At 57.1% G+C, this 15,412-nt stretch carries 15 protein-coding genes; 5 read left to right on the top strand and 10 right to left on the bottom strand.

Translation table 11 applies throughout. The features are described 5' to 3' along the window. Nucleotides 1-27: 27 nt before the first annotated feature. From PLU01S_RS08500 to gpmI, 4 genes are all read right to left on the bottom strand, one after another. Nucleotides 28-789: a divergent polysaccharide deacetylase family protein gene (locus tag PLU01S_RS08500; protein ID WP_010796141.1), complete on the bottom strand. Its 762-nt coding sequence runs from the start codon at nucleotides 787-789 to the stop codon at nucleotides 28-30. Beyond that, a complete protein-coding gene (locus PLU01S_RS08505; RefSeq protein WP_074827136.1) occupies nucleotides 786-2,132 on the bottom strand; it encodes a S41 family peptidase in 1,347 nt (448 codons plus the stop codon). Before PLU01S_RS08505 ends, PLU01S_RS08500 begins: the two co-directional genes overlap by 4 nt. Before the next feature lie 24 nt (nucleotides 2,133-2,156). Further along, a complete protein-coding gene (locus PLU01S_RS08510; RefSeq protein WP_074827134.1) occupies nucleotides 2,157-3,422 on the bottom strand; it encodes a murein hydrolase activator EnvC family protein in 1,266 nt (421 codons plus the stop codon). 179 nt (nucleotides 3,423-3,601) lie between these two features. Beyond that, a complete protein-coding gene (gene gpmI / locus PLU01S_RS08515; protein WP_074827132.1) occupies nucleotides 3,602-5,137 on the bottom strand; it encodes a 2,3-bisphosphoglycerate-independent phosphoglycerate mutase in 1,536 nt (511 codons plus the stop codon). A 152-nt stretch (nucleotides 5,138-5,289) separates the two neighbouring features. On the opposite strand from gpmI, the gene PLU01S_RS08520 reads away from it, so the two are divergent. From PLU01S_RS08520 to secB, 3 genes are read left to right on the top strand one after another with little or no spacing between them, the layout of a single operon-like run. Further along, complete coding sequence (locus PLU01S_RS08520) at nucleotides 5,290-5,712, top strand: rhodanese-like domain-containing protein (protein ID WP_010796137.1); 423 nt, start codon at nucleotides 5,290-5,292, stop codon at nucleotides 5,710-5,712. A 22-nt stretch (nucleotides 5,713-5,734) separates the two neighbouring features. After that, nucleotides 5,735-5,989 (top strand): glutaredoxin 3, encoded by a 255-nt coding sequence (gene grxC / locus PLU01S_RS08525; protein WP_010796136.1) that lies wholly within the window; start codon nucleotides 5,735-5,737, stop codon nucleotides 5,987-5,989. Nucleotides 5,990-6,017: 28 nt separating this feature from the next. Continuing rightward, complete coding sequence (gene secB, locus PLU01S_RS08530; RefSeq protein ID WP_010796135.1) at nucleotides 6,018-6,488, top strand: protein-export chaperone SecB; 471 nt, start codon at nucleotides 6,018-6,020, stop codon at nucleotides 6,486-6,488. Between the two features lie 52 nt (nucleotides 6,489-6,540). On the opposite strand, the gene PLU01S_RS08535 is transcribed toward secB, so the two are convergent. Next, the gene (locus PLU01S_RS08535) at nucleotides 6,541-7,005 is read right to left on the bottom strand and encodes a tRNA (cytidine(34)-2'-O)-methyltransferase (protein WP_010796134.1); all 465 of its coding nucleotides are present in this window, start codon (nucleotides 7,003-7,005) and stop codon (nucleotides 6,541-6,543) included. A 99-nt stretch (nucleotides 7,006-7,104) separates the two neighbouring features. Between PLU01S_RS08535 and PLU01S_RS08540 the strand changes: the two genes are divergently transcribed. Next, nucleotides 7,105-7,698, top strand: a complete 594-nt coding sequence (locus PLU01S_RS08540) for a hypothetical protein (protein WP_139208833.1) — start codon at nucleotides 7,105-7,107, stop codon at nucleotides 7,696-7,698. A gap of 371 nt (nucleotides 7,699-8,069) precedes the next feature. Here PLU01S_RS08540 and ntrC read toward each other — a convergent pair whose 3' ends face one another. The 5 genes from ntrC to glnA form a co-directional block, all read right to left on the bottom strand. Continuing rightward, the gene (ntrC, locus tag PLU01S_RS08545) at nucleotides 8,070-9,500 is read right to left on the bottom strand and encodes a nitrogen regulation protein NR(I) (RefSeq protein ID WP_019367298.1); all 1,431 of its coding nucleotides are present in this window, start codon (nucleotides 9,498-9,500) and stop codon (nucleotides 8,070-8,072) included. Then, entirely contained in the window at nucleotides 9,497-10,573 is a 1,077-nt protein-coding gene (glnL, locus tag PLU01S_RS08550; RefSeq protein ID WP_074827128.1) for a nitrogen regulation protein NR(II), read from the bottom strand. Before glnL ends, ntrC begins: the two co-directional genes overlap by 4 nt. Before the next feature lie 198 nt (nucleotides 10,574-10,771). Continuing rightward, a complete protein-coding gene (locus tag PLU01S_RS08555) occupies nucleotides 10,772-11,410 on the bottom strand; it encodes a DUF4124 domain-containing protein (RefSeq protein WP_074827126.1) in 639 nt (212 codons plus the stop codon). A gap of 9 nt (nucleotides 11,411-11,419) precedes the next feature. Next, nucleotides 11,420-11,947, bottom strand: coding sequence for a DUF4124 domain-containing protein (locus tag PLU01S_RS08560; protein ID WP_010796129.1), 528 nt, complete (start codon nucleotides 11,945-11,947; stop codon nucleotides 11,420-11,422). A gap of 134 nt (nucleotides 11,948-12,081) precedes the next feature. Then, complete coding sequence (glnA, locus tag PLU01S_RS08565; RefSeq protein WP_010796128.1) at nucleotides 12,082-13,488, bottom strand: glutamate--ammonia ligase; 1,407 nt, start codon at nucleotides 13,486-13,488, stop codon at nucleotides 12,082-12,084. Nucleotides 13,489-13,857: 369 nt separating this feature from the next. Between glnA and thiI the strand changes: the two genes are divergently transcribed. Continuing rightward, the gene (gene thiI, locus PLU01S_RS08570; protein ID WP_010796127.1) at nucleotides 13,858-15,312 is read left to right on the top strand and encodes a tRNA uracil 4-sulfurtransferase ThiI; all 1,455 of its coding nucleotides are present in this window, start codon (nucleotides 13,858-13,860) and stop codon (nucleotides 15,310-15,312) included. Nucleotides 15,313-15,412: the final 100 nt, after the last annotated feature.

Below are 15,412 nucleotides of genomic sequence, written 5' to 3' on the forward strand. Positions count from 1 at the left end.
CCGGAGCCTGGGCTCCGGTTTTTTGTTTCAGCGGTACACACCATTCTTGCCATGACCGGCCATGGCTTTATTGCTGCGTAGAGCAATCATCTGCTCGACATCGATAATCTCGATGCCATTAGCGATCAAAGTGGGCAGCTCTCGCTCCAGAACGCTTAGCGTGGCTGGACGAGGATGACCAATCAGAACGGCCGTGCCTTGCTTGCGTGCCAGCCTGACGCCTTCCTGCAATTGCGCTGCGATTGCATCAGCTTGGTTTACATTGTCCAGGAACACATCGCGGGAAAGGCTCGCCAGCCCAATCCTCTGAGCTTCGGCGGCTGCAACCGTGGCTGCACTGGTACGGCTATCGAGGAAAAATAGCGATTTGGCCTGCAGGGTTTGCATGAGCTGACTCATGGCCGGACGATCAGCCGTCATCCGACTACCTTCATGGTTGTTGACCCCGCTGACATAGGGGACAGTCGCCAGGGCGTTTTCGAGGCGCTTAAGGCGCTCCTCACCGGAAAGCTCGGGATGCCAGGCGAAGGGGCCGCCCGCGGGATCCATAGGCAGATGCAGAATGACCGTACGGCCTGCCTTATGGGCTTCGCGAGCCAATGTCGCGCCGAAGGATGTGCCCGGCATGATGGCCAGGGTCACCGGCCCGGGCAGACCAAGAACGCGACGATCCTGGGAGAGGTTCTGTCCCAGGTCATCGATTACGATGCTCAGGCGTGGTGGCTCAGCCGCAGCGGCTCCAGCTGCCAGAGCGAGCAGCAGGAGCGAGCCAATCCAACGCCTGATCACTGATTGCGCGTGATGCTCAGCCCTTTCAGGAGGCTGAGGGCTTGGGACAGCTGGAAGTCATCATCTTGCGGGCGGGGCGTCTGGTTAGGCGCCTTGCTTCCGGTAGGACGATCCGGGCCGCCGTTGGCATTACCCAGGTGACCGGCCAGATCAGCTTCTTTGAAGAACTCAGGATTGTCTTCCGGGGTGACCTTGGCGGGTGCGACCGCCACATCAGGGGTGATGCCCTGCGCTTGAATGGATCGGCCCTTGGGTGTGAAGTACAGCGCTGTGGTCAATTTGAGTGCGCGGTCGTTGTTAAGCGGCAGAACTGTTTGCACCGAGCCTTTACCGAACGTATCCGTACCCATCAGGATTCCGCGCTTGGAATCCTGCAGCGCGCCCGCCACGATTTCCGCCGCCGACGCGCTGCCACCATTGATGAGGACGACCAGCGGAACACCTTCGCTGGGGTCAGCCGCGTCGGCCGAGAAGCTCAGCTCGGAGTTCTGGATGCGACCCTTTGTATAGACGATCAGCCCCTTGGTCATAAAGGCATCCGCAACCTCGACAGCGGCCTGCAAAACGCCGCCGGGGTTATTTCGCAGGTCGAGCACCAGGCCGTTGAGCTTATTGCCCTTGTTCTCTTTGCGAAGCTGCTGGAAGGCCTTTGTTACTTCATCGCCCGTGTTTACCTGGAACTGCGAAATGCGCAGCAGGCCATAGTTAGGCTCCAGCAGTTGCGCCTTGACGCTCTTGACCTTGATGACGGCCCGGTTGAGTTTGACATCGAAGGGGCGGCCACCGCCGCGTACGATAGTCAGGGTAATCGGACTGCCGATCTTGCCGCGCATCTTGTCTACGGACTGGCTGATGGACTGACCCTTGGTGGGCTGGCCATCGATCTTGACGATCAGGTCTCCCGGCTGGATACCGGCCTTGGCAGCCGGCGTGTCATCAATAGGGGAGACCACTTTTACGAAACCGTCCTCCTGACCCACTTCGATCCCCAGACCACCAAATTCGCCGCTGGTGGTTTCCTGAAGCTCAGCAAAATCCTTGGGTTCAAGGTATGCCGAATGCGGGTCCAGGTTGCTCAGCATGCCCTTGATGGCGTTTTCGAGCAGAGTCTTGTCATCCACCGGCTCAACATAGGCTGCCTTGATGCGGTCCATCACCTCAGCGAACGTACGCAGCTCTTCGAGTGGAAGCGGCGCGTTGTTGATGGGCGCTGCTGCCCCTTCGACCGGGGTCACCGCAGCGGGCACTTCTCCTGGCGTCTGTTGCTGGGCCCAGGCGGTTGAAACGCCAATCAGCCCTATCAGCGAGAAAGCCAAGGCGGTGAGACGAAAGCAATGCGGCATGCGTAGCTCCTAATGTGTCCGGCACTAACCCTGGGCACGGCACCAGGTAAGCGGATCCGACGGACGACCCTTCTGACGTATGGCGAAATAGAGGGCAGGGGTATCCTGACCTCCGCTGGTCCCGACGGTTGCAATCGCATCGCCCGCCTTGACCTGATCACCTGCACTCTTTAACAAGCTTTGATTATGCCCGTATAAACTGAGATAGCCGTTGCCGTGATCAATGATCACCAGCTGTCCGGCCCCTCGTAACCAGTCGGCAAACACTACCCGGCCCGCATGAATAGCGTGTACCTGGGTGCCTGCGCTGGCTGAAATCAGTACACCATCCCATTTGGCGCGCGGGTCATCGCCACGCGGACTGCCAAAGCGTGCCAGCAGGCGACCGTTCACAGGCCAAGGCAGCTTGCCTTGTGCGCTGGCAAACGGACCGCCAAAGCCTGGTGCAGAACTAGACACCGCAAGGCCCGGTGTGTTCGTTGGCCGTGTCGTTTTGCTGCTTGCGCGACTACGCTCTTCCGCTTCCCGCGCCTGTGCCAGTGCACGCTGGCGAGCCTGCTCAGCCTCACGAGCCTGGCGGGCCAGTGTCTCTTCAATGGTTTTCAGGACCTTGCCGAGTTCAGCCTGATCCTGCTCACGCGATTGCAGCGCACGGTTGCGGTCGGAGTAGTCGCTGTTCAGCTTGGCCAGGGTCTCCTGGCGTGCCTTGCGGACTTCGGCCAGCTTGTCCTGCCGCTCCTGCAGAGCGGCTTGCTGAGCGGTCAGCTGCGATTGCTCGTTACGAATGTCACTCTCTACCCCGGCTAGCTGTTTCAGGGTGTCGTTGAATGTCGCGAGTTGGTCGAGGCGGGCCTGATTGACATAGTTATAGTAGGTCAGGGTGCGACTGACCTTTTCCGGTTGTTCCTGATTGAGGAGCAACTTCAGGTATTCCTGACGGCCGCTTTGATAAGCGGCACGAATCTGAATAGCGATCAGTTTTTGTTGCTCAAGGCGTGACTGATCGAGTTTTTTTTTCTGGTCATCCAGCTTCTTCAGCTTTTCCTGACCTTGATCCAACTGATCCTGGAGATCCTTGACCTGCTTTTCCAGGTCGCCCATCTCCGTTTCGGTCGATTTGAGCTGCTTTTGCACGCCGGACTTTTCGGTCTGGATGCCTTGCAAGAGCTTCTGCAGTTCGGCGATGTCACGCTTGGTGGCTTCCAACTGGCGCTGGGTATCCTCGCGCTGATCGGCCACGGCCGGAGTAAGCAGACATGCAAGAAGAACGAGGGTAAGGGCGCGAAGCATCGAGTAACAAATATCCCATGAGGAAGCGCCCTAGTATGCACGGGGCGGCTAGCAAAAAAAACGGCGAGACGAGCCGTAGATGACTAGGTGCTCTTTTATTGGTTGATGATCAGAAGTACCGCTGAGTCCTCAGGGACGCAACGATACTCCCAATCGGGTAAATGAGCAGGCCGTGATATTTAATTCACGGTAATGATCGTACGACCGGTCATCTCCTTGGGTTGCTCCATACCCATAAGCGTCAGCAAGGTGGGCGCTACATCGGCCAGTACACCGCCTTCACGAATGTGAACGGAGCGCTTGCCTACATAAACGAACGGAACCGGCTCGGTGGTATGCGCAGTATGCGCCTGACCCGTGGATTCATCTTCCATCTGCTCGACATTGCCGTGGTCTGCCGTAATGATGGCCTCGCCGCCGACCTTGTCCAGCGCTTCCACAATGCGTCCCATGCAGGCGTCCAGGCATTCCACTGCTTTGACTGCCGCCTCGAATACACCGGTATGGCCCACCATGTCGCCATTGGCATAGTTGGCGATGATGACGTCGTAGCGCTGGTTTTCAATCGCATCGACAATCTTGTCGGTAACTTCCGGGGCGCTCATTTCAGGCTGCATGTCATAGGTGGCAACCTTGGGGGAGGGGATCAGGATACGTTCCTCGCCCTCGAAGGGTTCTTCCCGACCGCCCGAGAAAAAGAACGTGACGTGCGCATATTTCTCGGTTTCGGCAATCCGCAGCTGAGTCTTGCCGTTCTTGGCCAGGTATTCACCCAGGACATTGTTCAAGCTTTCCGGGGTAAAGGCACTGGGTGCAGGAATGCTGGCAGCATATTGGGTCAGCATGACATAGCCTGCCAGGTTTAGCGTCCGGGTACGGGGGAATTCCTTGAAGTCCGGCTCGACAAACGCACGGGACAGTTCACGGGCGCGGTCAGCACGGAAGTTCATGAAGACCACGGCGTCACCGTCTTCCACCTTGACGGGAGTCCCGACGGTCGTTGCCTTGACGAATTCATCGCTCTCGCCGCGCTCGTACGCTGCGTTGAGGCCTTCGGTGGCCGTTGCCGCATGGTATTCCGCGGTGCCGTCCGTAATGAGGTTATACGCAGCGGATACGCGGTCCCAGCGATTGTCGCGGTCCATGGAGAAATAGCGGCCAATCAGCGACACGATACGGCCTTTGCCCAGGCGGGCAAAGGTGGCGTCGAGCAGGTCGATCGAGCTCTGGGCGCTTCTGGGCGGTGTATCGCGACCGTCGAGGAAGGCGTGCAGGTAGATCTTCTCGGCGCCACGCTTGGCCGCCAGCTCTGCCATGGCAACCAGATGGTCCTGGTGGCTATGGACGCCGCCGTCGGACATCAGGCCCAGGATATGGACGGCCTTGCCTGCGCCGACTGCCTTGTCGACGGCTTCGCCAATGACCGGATTCTCGAAGAACTCGCCATCGCGGATGGCCTTGGTGATACGGGTGAAATCCTGATACACCACACGGCCGGCTCCCAGGTTCATGTGTCCTACCTCGGAGTTGCCCATCTGGCCGTCAGGCAGGCCCACATCCATGCCGGAGCCGGAGATCAGACCATGGGGCTGTGTCGCCAGCAGGCGATCCCAGACCGGCTTTTTTGCCGCGTAAATGGCATTGTGCTTGGTTTCCTCGCTGTGGCCAAAGCCGTCGAGGATGATCAGGACCAGAGGTTTGGGTGTGAATGCCATGATTTCGGACTCTTGTTAGCGCTGTTTCGAAAGGCAACGGTTATCTGAAGTGTAACTGCCAAACGCCTAGCGACGCCACGCATGCAGGGTATGGTGCATGAGGTCGCGTGTGTATACTGGCCAGCATTTTTTGACTCCGGATACTTCGTGCCATGCAATTCGTTTCCCGGCTGATCGAGTTCGCCACTCACCATTACTTGCTTGTTGGCGCCTTGTTGGTGCTCTTGATCCTTCTGCTGATACACGAGACACGTCGTAGCGGGCGCAGCCTGTCAACGGCGGAGCTGACTAAGCTTCTCAATACAGAGCAGGGCATTGTGCTGGACATTCGTCCGAAGAAGGAGTTCGCTACTGGTCATATCGTCGGGGCAGTGAACATTCCTCAGGACAAACTGGCCAGCAGCCTGTCCCAACTGGAGAAGCACAAGGATAAGACCCTTATCGTTGTCGACAGCAATGGTCAGCAGGCCGGCGCTGCCTGCACGCCGCTACAACAGGCCGGATTCACTACGGCCCGGTTGACGGGAGGTCTCTCTACCTGGCGTGGGGAAAACCTGCCGCTCGTGAAAAACTAATTGTCGGACAGGAGGTACTCTCATGCCTGAAGTCATCATCTACACCAGTGCCTGGTGTCCTTACTGCCATCGAGCCAAGCACCTGCTCGACAGTAAAGGTGTGAAGTACCAAGAAATTGCCGTCGATGGCCAGCCTGCAGTGCGCAGTGAAATGACACGCAAGGCCGGCCGGACCAGTGTTCCGCAGATCTGGATTGGCGAAACCCATGTGGGTGGCTGCGACGATCTGTATGCGCTCGAGCGCTCAGGCCGTCTCGACCCGCTCCTCTCTGCCTGAATTAACCGATAAACAATAAGGTTCTGTCATGACTGATAACCTAAACGGAGCGCAGCAGACTGAAGAAGGCGCTCAGTTCTCCCTGCAACGTATCTATATTCGCGACCTGTCTTTCGAGGCGCCCAAGAGCCCGGACATCTTCCGTCAGGACTGGCAGCCAAACGTCAACCTGGATCTATCCACCCGCCAGAAGGCGCTGAACGAAGATTTCTACGAAGTCGTCCTCACGCTGACCGTAACGGTGAAGAACGGTGAAGACACCGCTTTTGTTGCTGAAGTACAACAGGCCGGTATCTTCCTGATTAAGGGTCTGGATGCCTCTTCCATGAGTCATGCGCTGGGCGCCTTCTGCCCGAACATCCTGTTCCCTTATGCACGTGAAACACTGGACAGCATGGTCGTGCGTGGTTCCTTCCCGGCGCTGATGCTGTCGCCGGTGAACTTCGATGCGCTGTACGCTCAAGAGCTGTCGCGCATGCAGACTGCAGGTCAGGCCTGATCTACGCTGTAGAAAAAACGCCCTTCGGGGCGTTTTTTTATGCCGCAGTGATTTATTCCGGCATGAAAAAGCCCAGCTGGCGCCAGCCTTCGTAAACGGTAATGGCTACCGCGTTGGAGAGATTGAGGCTGCGACGATCCGGTAGCATGGGCAGGCGTAGCAGGTGCTCGTGGGGAAGGGCATCACGCACCTCGGCTGGCAGCCCGCGGCTCTCGGGACCAAACAGCAGGGCATCGCCTACTTCATAGCGGACATCGGCATAGGACTGTGTAGCCTTGGTAGAAAAGGCCATCAGCCGACGGGGTTGTAAATCTGCTATACAAGCTGACAGCGATGCGTGACACCGCACGGTCGACCACTCATGGTAGTCCAACCCGGCGCGACGCAGCTTTTTGTCGTCAAGCGCAAAGCCAAGTGGCTCGATCAGATGCAGACGGCAGCCGGTAACGGCACACAAGCGAATGATATTGCCCGTATTGGGCGGAATTTCCGGCTCGAACAAAATGACGTCAAACATGGTAGCTAACACAGGAATAAAGAGCGGTATGGTAACGCCACCCGGCGACAATGGCTGCTGCTTCGTACGGTGGATATGGGCTGGTTGCGGAACGATGGCATGTTGAGACGTCTGTTTCATGCCGTACGCCGTCTGTTTCTCGAGGTACGCGAAGCCAAGGCTGCTCGTGAAAGAGAACTCCAACGGGTGGATGACCCTGAAGAGCTACGCCGTGAGCTACAGACTCGCAATCGCCGCCTCCTGGTGTGGTTGGGCGCCATGTCATTGGGCGGGCTGCTGTTCGGGCTGATGGTCGGCCGGATCTATCATGGCGATGTAGGGCCTCGGCAGCCAATCGTTCCTCAGGTACGCGTGGCTCAGGCTGCAGAGTACGTTGACGAAGACTCTGGGAAGCCTATGTATCGTCTGGTGCTGTCCTTGAACAAGGCCCTTCAGTATGAGCGTTATCGCCCAGACGGCGCGTTGAATCTGCGTTTGCCCAACATAAGTCTGATAGGCGGCAATCAAAGTGCTCAGGTAAAGACAAAAGAGTCACGCAGCTTTTCCTGGTCAGTCACTCAGCAGGGCAAGGACGTCAACGTGCTTGTAGTTGGACTAGGAGGAGCCCTGGCTACTCAGGACCACTTGGACAAAAAGGAAGGCGACCACTGGGAATTGGTCATTGAGGTTCCACTGATCTCAGCTGGCCAGTAAACGTGCGCACAATTAAGGCAAATTTCAAGTGATGCACATTTTTGGTGCAAGCCTTGAGTGCTAAACATTATTCTTCTTTTATGGTGCTGTGTTTCTTGTAAAGCCAGTCCAATTGAAGGGGTTCAGCTTTGTATCTGTAACCTATTGATTTTAAAGGCCTGAGAAGTAGCCTTTTATCTCAGAACAAAAAAAGACCACCCGAAGGTGGTCTTGAAATAAAAAGGGGATTCCCCAGCCTGCCTGTACCGAGGTCCCCAAAAAGGTTGGTTACCAAGTACATAGCAGGCGTCGTGCCAACTTTTCATAATTTTCTGAACGAAAAGTTCAGGCATAAAAAAGCGCCGATTAAGGCGCCTTTTAGCCTATAGGGCTTAGTCTTCACCCTCTTCATCGGGGCCATCGACTTTCATGCCCAGCTCTTTGATCTTCCGGGTCAGCGTGTTGCGTCCCCAGCCCAGGAGAACCGCGGCATCACGACGGCGGCCGGCGGTATGCTTGAGCGCGGTCTCGATCATGATTCGCTCAAAAGCAGGCACGGCGCTGTCTAGAAGGCTTGACTGTCCACGAGTCAATGCCTGATCCGCCCAGTGACGCAAGGCTTGTTCCCAGTTGGCGGCGGGTTGCGCATCCTGCGGCTGGCTAAGGAGTTCCGGCGGCAGGTCATCGATCAATACCTCCCGGCTGGACGCCATCACCGTGATCCAGCGACAGGTATTTTCCAGTTGCCGGACGTTACCTTGCCAGGACAGGCCCTTCATGTACTCCTCGGTTTCCGGTCTTAGCGTTTTGGGTTCTACCGCCAGCTCTTGCGCCGCTCGTGCCAGGAAATGCCGGGCCAGCGCTGGAATATCCTCGCGGCGATCAGCCAGACGAGGGATGTGGATACGAATCACGTTGAGGCGATGAAACAGGTCCTCGCGAAACTTGCCATCCCGGACCAGACCCTCCAGGTTCTGGTGGGTTGCGGCAATGATGCGGACATCCACCTTGACTGGGGTATGGCCCCCTACGCGATAGAACTCACCATCAGCCAAGACCCGCAGCAGGCGCGTCTGGGTATCGGCTGGCATGTCTCCGATCTCATCAAGAAACAAGGTTCCACCATCGGCCTGCTCGAAACGGCCTCGACGCTGGTTGGCCGCGCCTGTGAAGGCCCCTTTTTCGTGGCCGAACAGCTCGGACTCCATCAAGTCCTTGGGAATGGCGGCCATGTTCAGCGCAATGAAAGGCGCAGCCGCACGCGGGCTGTGGCGGTGCAGGGCATGGGCAACCAGCTCTTTACCTGTGCCCGACTCGCCATTGATCAGAACCGTAATGTTGGAATGGGAGAGCCGGCCGATGGCGCGAAACACCTCCTGCATTGCCGGCGCTTCACCAATGATTTCCGGTGTTCGCGTCAGGTGAGCGGGCTCCTCGAATCCCTGCTGTTCCTGGGCATGCTGGCCGGCGCGCTTGACCAACGCGACGGCCTCATCGACGTCGAACGGCTTGGGCAGGTATTCAAACGCGCCCCCTTGATAGGAGGCGACAGCGCTGTCGAGATCCGAATGTGCCGTCATGATGATCACAGGCAGACGAGGGTGAACCTCCCGAATGCGTGACAATAAGTCCAGGCCACTGGCGCCAGGCATGCGAATATCGGAAATGATGACATCCGGCTGCTGGCGGCCGAGCCGATTCATGACGCTGTCCGCATTCTCAAAGGCAACGGTCGTCATGCCTTCCTGCTGAAGGGCCTTTTCTAGTACCCAGCGAATGGAACGGTCGTCGTCGACGATCCAGACGGTCTCCGAACGGCTCATAAAGGCTCCTTATCCAACGGCAGGAAAATACTGAAGGCAGTGTGTCCAGGTTGACTCAGGCACTCGATAAGGCCTTGGTGCTGAGAAATGATGTTTTGCGTGATGGCCAGGCCCAGACCGGTCCCGTCTGGGCGACCGCTGACCATCGGATAGAAGATGGTTTCCTGCATGTCGGCAGGAATACCCGGGCCGTTATCGATGATTTCGACCTTGCACACCAACCGATGGCGAATATGGGCAATAGTGAACTGGCGGAGCGCACGCGTCCGCAGCGTGATACGTCCCAGGCGCAGCTCATTGTGTTCGGAAATGGCCTGCATGGCGTTTCGCACAATATTGAGGACTGCCTGGATCAACTGCTCCTTGTCGATAAGGAGGTCCGGAATGCTCGGATCGTAATCGCGTACCAGAGAGATACCACCCTGGCTTTCGGCATCCACCAGACTGCAAACACGCTCTAGCACCTCATGAATATTGGTACGTGCCAGTTTGGGCAGCTTGTTGGAGCCGAGCATGCGATCCACTAGGTTGCGCAGGCGGTCAGACTCCTCAATGATGACGTTCGTGTAATCCTTCAGGGACTCGTCCGGTAACTCTCGAGAGAGGAGTTGCGCAGCGCCACGGATACCTCCAAGGGGATTCTTGATCTCATGGGCAAGCCCGCGAACCAGCAGTTTGGTCGTTTCCTGTTTGGAAAGCTGGGCTTCCTCTTTGGTAATTCGCAGGAGACGATCCCTGGGATGCACCTCCAGCAACAGGTAGGTCGTAGAAGGGCTGAGCACAGGCGTAACAGCATAATCCACCGTCAGGTTGTTGCCTGTAGTGGACACCAGCAGTGCTTCACGCTTGGTAAACGGGTGCGAGTGCTCCACTGCCTGACGAAGGGCCTGGAGCGCTTCCGGCGACTCGGTGAACAATTCACTGATGAATTGACCGTGGCTACGCTGACCGCTGACAGCCAACAGCATTTCAGCTGCCGGATTCATGTACTCAAGGCGCAGCTCGGCGTTGAGCAGAATGACTGCCGTCGTAAGGTTATCCAGCAGCAGACGATGCATCATTTCCGTAGGCATGGCGAATCAGCTTTGATGTGACGATCCATGAAAATGCAAGAAACAAACCAAGCTACGTAAATAGGCTGCCCTGTGTTAGGGCAAGCCCATAACCTGTGCACTGCACGTAGCCTTAAGCTGTTTTCTGGCTAATCAGGATGTCTCGTTTTGGTGCGGCCTACAGTATTGCACTGATATGGTGCATAAGGGGCTGGCGCTTTATTCTTCTTCGGGTTTTTCAGAAAGCGGACATTCGGGACGAATACCCCACTCACCGTCCTTGCAGGGTTTGGCCAGACGCCGCTGAGACAGCGACATGCGCTTCATATGGAAAGGTTGGCTAGGCGTACGCTCGACCACGACGCCGCCTTCCGTAACGATTTCCACCGCGATCTGATGCGTGCCCCGATCCAGGTTTTCAAGTGGAAATACCGGACTGCGCCCAGGGGCTCCTGCGGGTTGGCCATCCAGAATCAGCCGGTAGAAATGAGTAGGCATCAGTTCTGGATCGCTGGTGGCTGTTACGATCAGCTCACCGGCATTGCTCCGAATCGTAGCGTCCGGCTCCGGTACAAGAATGCGCAGCATCTGGTAGGACGCGATCTGAGCAGGTGGCGGTGGGGCGGATGGCTGCACCGGTTTACGAATATCCGGATTGGAGGGTGACAGCTTGATCGTGCGTGGTGCAGCAGGCGACGGCATGCTGTTGGAAGGCTGAATCGTGACAGGGTTGGCCTTGATGCCCTTTGGAGGACTGTCCGTGAAGATGCGGTTACCTTCGGCATCGGTGTAGGTGTACACGGCTGCAAAGGCCGGCTGCGTCAGGAAGAGTAGTACAAGCAGATAAATGAAGCGCATCGGTAAGGATCAACGACTCGGACTGTTGAGGCTGATGCGTTGCACCGTGATCTCAACGGGCTCGCTCTGTTGTACGACACGTGTACCTTCGACCACCTCTATGGCCAGGCTGTGGGTGCCACGGTCTATGTTAGTCAGATGAAAAAAAGGTGCTCGGGTCGGCTCACCATAAGGTTGCCCATCCACCAGCAGGCGAAGTTCATGGCCGGGCGATAGGGCAGGCGTTATGGTCGCGCTAATGGAAAAAGTGCCATTGTTCGCTCGTAGCGCTTCATCGTCAGGCGCATCCAGGCGCAGGGTTTGATAAGGCTGACTCGTGGCTGCGCCCGTGTCGGGCGGGGACGGAGAGGGCGCGGTCGACGCCGGCGTTTCGGCTTTCACGGTGTTGGGGCGCTGCAGTTCGACCCGTTCGGCAGGCGCGTTCGCTGGCGGCTGGTCGCTGAAGACTGTTTGGCCGTTCGGGCCTACCGAGCGATAGATTTCGGCGTGAACAGGCAAGGTCATGGCAAACACTAGGCTGGCGAACAGCAGGCGCATATCTGTTCCTAGGGTGACACTAGCGTCACATAGAGAAAGAAGTAAGTCATAAGCGTTGCACTGACAGGCCCTTATGACAAGCGCCCATAAGCAAAAGGCCTCCCGAAGGAGGCCTCTGCTGTACAACCGGTGGCTTAGACGCTGTAGTACAGGTCGTATTCCAGCGGGTGAACGAAGGTGCGAACCTTGATCTCTTCTTCGCTCTTGAGCTCGATATAGGTATCGATGAACTCATCAGTGAAGACGCCACCCTTGGTCAGGAACGCGCGGTCAGCGTCCAGGGACTCCAGTGCTTCCTTCAGGCTGCCACATACCTGCGGGATCTGCTTGGCCTCTTCTGGCGGCAGGTCGTACAGGTTCTTGTCGGCAGCATCGCCAGGATGAATCTTGTTCTGGATACCATCCAGGCCCGCCATCAGCAGTGCAGCGAAGCACAGGTAAGGGTTGGCCGCCGGGTCCGGGAAGCGCGCTTCGATACGGCGGGCTTTCGGGCTGGAAACGTAGGGGATACGGATCGAGGCGGAACGGTTGCGAGCCGAGTAGGCCAACATGACCGGTGCTTCAAAGCCGGGAACCAGACGCTTATAGGAGTTGGTGGACGGGTTGGTAAAGCCATTCAGAGCCTTGCCATGCTTGATGATGCCGCCGATGAAGTACAGGGCAGTATCGGACAGGCCGGCATAGCCTTCGCCTGCGAACGTGTTCTTGCCTTCCTTGGAGATAGACATGTGAACGTGCATGCCCGAGCCGTTATCGCCATACAGCGGCTTCGGCATGAAGGTTACGGTCTTGCCGTAGGCATCAGCGACGTTGTGTACGCAGTACTTCAGCGTCTGGACTTCGTCCGCCTTGGCTACCAGCGTGTTGAACTTCACGCCGATCTCGTTCTGGCCGGCAGTCGCCACTTCATGGTGGTGAACTTCAACAACCAGACCCATTTCTTCCAGCGCATTACACATGGCCGTACGGATTTCGTGGTCGTGGTCGACCGGCGGAACCGGGAAGTAACCGCCCTTGACGCCCGGACGGTGACCCTTGTTGCCGCTTTCGAAATCAGCGTCAGTGTTCCAGGATGCCTGTTCGGAAAAGATCTTGAACATGGAGCCGGAGATGTCAGACTTGAACTTCACTTCGTCGAAGATGAAGAACTCGGGCTCTGGACCTACGAATACAGTGTCACCGATACCGGTGGACTTCAGATACTCTTCGGCAGCCTTGGCAATAGCACGGGGATCGCGCTCATAAGGCTGCATGGTGGACGGTTCGATGATGTCGCAGACCAGGATCACGGTCGGCTCTTCAGTGAACGGATCCAGCACGGCGGTGCTGTCGTCCGGCATCAGGATCATGTCGGAAGCTTCGATACCTTTCCAGCCAGCAATGGAGGAGCCGTCGAACATTTTGCCGTGTTCGAAGAAGTCTTCATCGAGGGCGTCGCGAGCGGGCATAGTAACGTGCTGCTGCTTTCCCTTGGTGTCCGTGAAGCGCAGGTCTATCCACTTCACGTCGTTTTCTTTGATCAGTTGAACCGCCTTCGACATGTTTTCCTCCAGAGGGATTGAGGCTGGGAGCGGTTGGCGTAACTCCCAGGATCAGGTGTACCCGTAGCAAGGGCACTTCTGAAAACGGTTGCGCTTTCAGAAGAGCCCTATCCTCGCCTAAGGGCTACTGCCTCACAAGGGAGCAAGTAGCGTGCCAGTGCCCTGTAATGGACAGGGCCGCACTAACACTAGGCCTTGGCCGTTAATAGTGCCTTTGGAATAGACCACTGAGCACCAAAAGCGTGCTTTATATTTTTTATAGCACCAAATTGGTGCTTTTATGTATTTAGACCAATGGAAGTCAGAACTTTCAGTTTGAGCTATACTTGTCGACCTTTTCTCGTCGTTTCCGCTCTTCTTTAAAATTTCATGAAGCTCATCGTCAAAGTCTTTCCGGAAATCACTATCAAAAGTCGTCCGGTGCGCAAGCGTTTCATTCGCCAGCTGGCGAAGAATATCCGGGTGGTCTTGAGGGATCTGGACCCGAACCTGACGGTGGAGGGTGAGTGGGATAACCTGGAAGTCGAAACACAGCAGACCGAGCCGAAGGTTCTGCGCGAGATGATCGAGCGCCTGACCTGCACGCCAGGGATCGGTCATTTCCTGGAGGTCCATGAATACCCGCTGGGCGACTTCGAAGATATTCTCGACAAATGCATCCAGCATTTCGGTGAGCGCATTCGCGGCAAGGTATTCTCCTTGCGCTGCAAGCGGGCCGGCAAACATGATTTCAGCTCCATGGACATAGAGCGCTACGTCGGGGGCGGACTGCGCCAGCGCTGTGGCGGTGCGGGGATTTCCCTCAAGGATCCCGAGGTGCTTGCACGCATCGAGATCCGCCATGACCGCCTGTTCGTGATTGATCGGCAGCACGACGGTCTGGGAGGGTATCCACTGGGTGCTCTCGAACAGGTGCTGGTGCTCATGTCCGGTGGTTACGACTCAACCGTTGCCGCCTACCAAATGATGCGTCGCGGCCTGGTCAGTCATTTCTGCTTCTTCAATCTGGGTGGGCGTGCTCATGAATTGGGCGTTATGGAGGTTGCCCATTATCTGTGGGAGAAATTCGGCCGTTCCCAGCGCGTGCTGTTTATCAGCGTGCCGTTCGAAGAGGTGGTCGGCGAGATCCTGACCAAGGTGGATGACAGCCAGATGGGCGTCATCCTCAAGCGCATGATGCTGCGCGCAGCCAGCCGCATGGCTGAGCGCCTAGACATCGATGCGCTGGTCACGGGCGAGGCGATCTCGCAGGTTTCCAGCCAGACCCTGCCCAACCTGGCCGTAATCGACCGTGTCACCGATACGCTGGTGCTGCGTCCACTGCTGGCCAGTCACAAGCAGGACATCATCGACACGGCCGAACAGATCGGCACGGCGGCATTTGCCAAGCACATGCCGGAGTACTGCGGCGTGATTTCGGTGAACCCGACGACCAAGGCCAAGGGCTACCGTATCGAGCACGAAGAAACCAAATTCGACATGACCATCCTGGACGCAGCCCTTGAGCGCGCTACGATGATGACAGTCGACAAGGTGATCGACGAGCTTGGCAAGGATTTGAAGGTTGAGGAAGTCAGCCAGGCGCTGCCTGGTCAGATCGTGCTCGACATTCGTCACCCAGATAGTCAGGAGGATGATCCTCTGGCCGTGGACGGTGTCGAAGTGCAGGCTATGCCATTCTTTGCACTGAACAATCGATTCAAGGAGCTGGACGAGAGTCGCCAGTACCTTCTCTACTGTGACAAAGGGGTCATGAGTCGCCTGCATGCTCATCATTTGCTCAATGAGGGGCATGCGAATGTACGTGTTTATCGCCCGGACTAAACAGCCCGGGCTGTTTGGCGGCAGCATTCGCCATCGCCCTCCCGACCGGGGTTGAGGGCAGGCCTGTCGGGCTGCTCGTAGGCGCAGATCTCATTGGCGC

It is taken from the genome of Pseudomonas luteola NBRC 103146, assembly GCF_002091675.1.
GTDB lineage: Bacteria > Pseudomonadota > Gammaproteobacteria > Pseudomonadales > Pseudomonadaceae > Chryseomonas > Chryseomonas luteola.

What these genes read in the sequence shown, in the direction of transcription:
- secB (WP_010796135.1), top strand. Translation starts at nt 6,018, where the DNA reads ATGACTGATAACCTAAACGGAGCGCAGCAGACTGAAGAAGGCGCTCAG.
- glnA (WP_010796128.1), bottom strand. Translation starts at nt 13,488, where the DNA reads ATGTCGAAGGCGGTTCAACTGATCAAAGAAAACGACGTGAAGTGGATA.
- PLU01S_RS08535 (WP_010796134.1), bottom strand. Translation starts at nt 7,005, where the DNA reads ATGTTTGACGTCATTTTGTTCGAGCCGGAAATTCCGCCCAATACGGGC.
- PLU01S_RS08505 (WP_074827136.1), bottom strand. Translation starts at nt 2,132, where the DNA reads ATGCCGCATTGCTTTCGTCTCACCGCCTTGGCTTTCTCGCTGATAGGG.
- PLU01S_RS08520 (WP_010796137.1), top strand. Translation starts at nt 5,290, where the DNA reads ATGCAATTCGTTTCCCGGCTGATCGAGTTCGCCACTCACCATTACTTG.
- thiI (WP_010796127.1), top strand. Translation starts at nt 13,858, where the DNA reads ATGAAGCTCATCGTCAAAGTCTTTCCGGAAATCACTATCAAAAGTCGT.
- gpmI (WP_074827132.1), bottom strand. Translation starts at nt 5,137, where the DNA reads ATGGCATTCACACCCAAACCTCTGGTCCTGATCATCCTCGACGGCTTT.
- grxC (WP_010796136.1), top strand. Translation starts at nt 5,735, where the DNA reads ATGCCTGAAGTCATCATCTACACCAGTGCCTGGTGTCCTTACTGCCAT.
- glnL (WP_074827128.1), bottom strand. Translation starts at nt 10,573, where the DNA reads ATGCCTACGGAAATGATGCATCGTCTGCTGCTGGATAACCTTACGACG.
- PLU01S_RS08540 (WP_139208833.1), top strand. Translation starts at nt 7,105, where the DNA reads ATGTTGAGACGTCTGTTTCATGCCGTACGCCGTCTGTTTCTCGAGGTA.
- PLU01S_RS08555 (WP_074827126.1), bottom strand. Translation starts at nt 11,410, where the DNA reads ATGCGCTTCATTTATCTGCTTGTACTACTCTTCCTGACGCAGCCGGCC.
- PLU01S_RS08510 (WP_074827134.1), bottom strand. Translation starts at nt 3,422, where the DNA reads ATGCTTCGCGCCCTTACCCTCGTTCTTCTTGCATGTCTGCTTACTCCG.
- PLU01S_RS08560 (WP_010796129.1), bottom strand. Translation starts at nt 11,947, where the DNA reads ATGCGCCTGCTGTTCGCCAGCCTAGTGTTTGCCATGACCTTGCCTGTT.
- ntrC (WP_019367298.1), bottom strand. Translation starts at nt 9,500, where the DNA reads ATGAGCCGTTCGGAGACCGTCTGGATCGTCGACGACGACCGTTCCATT.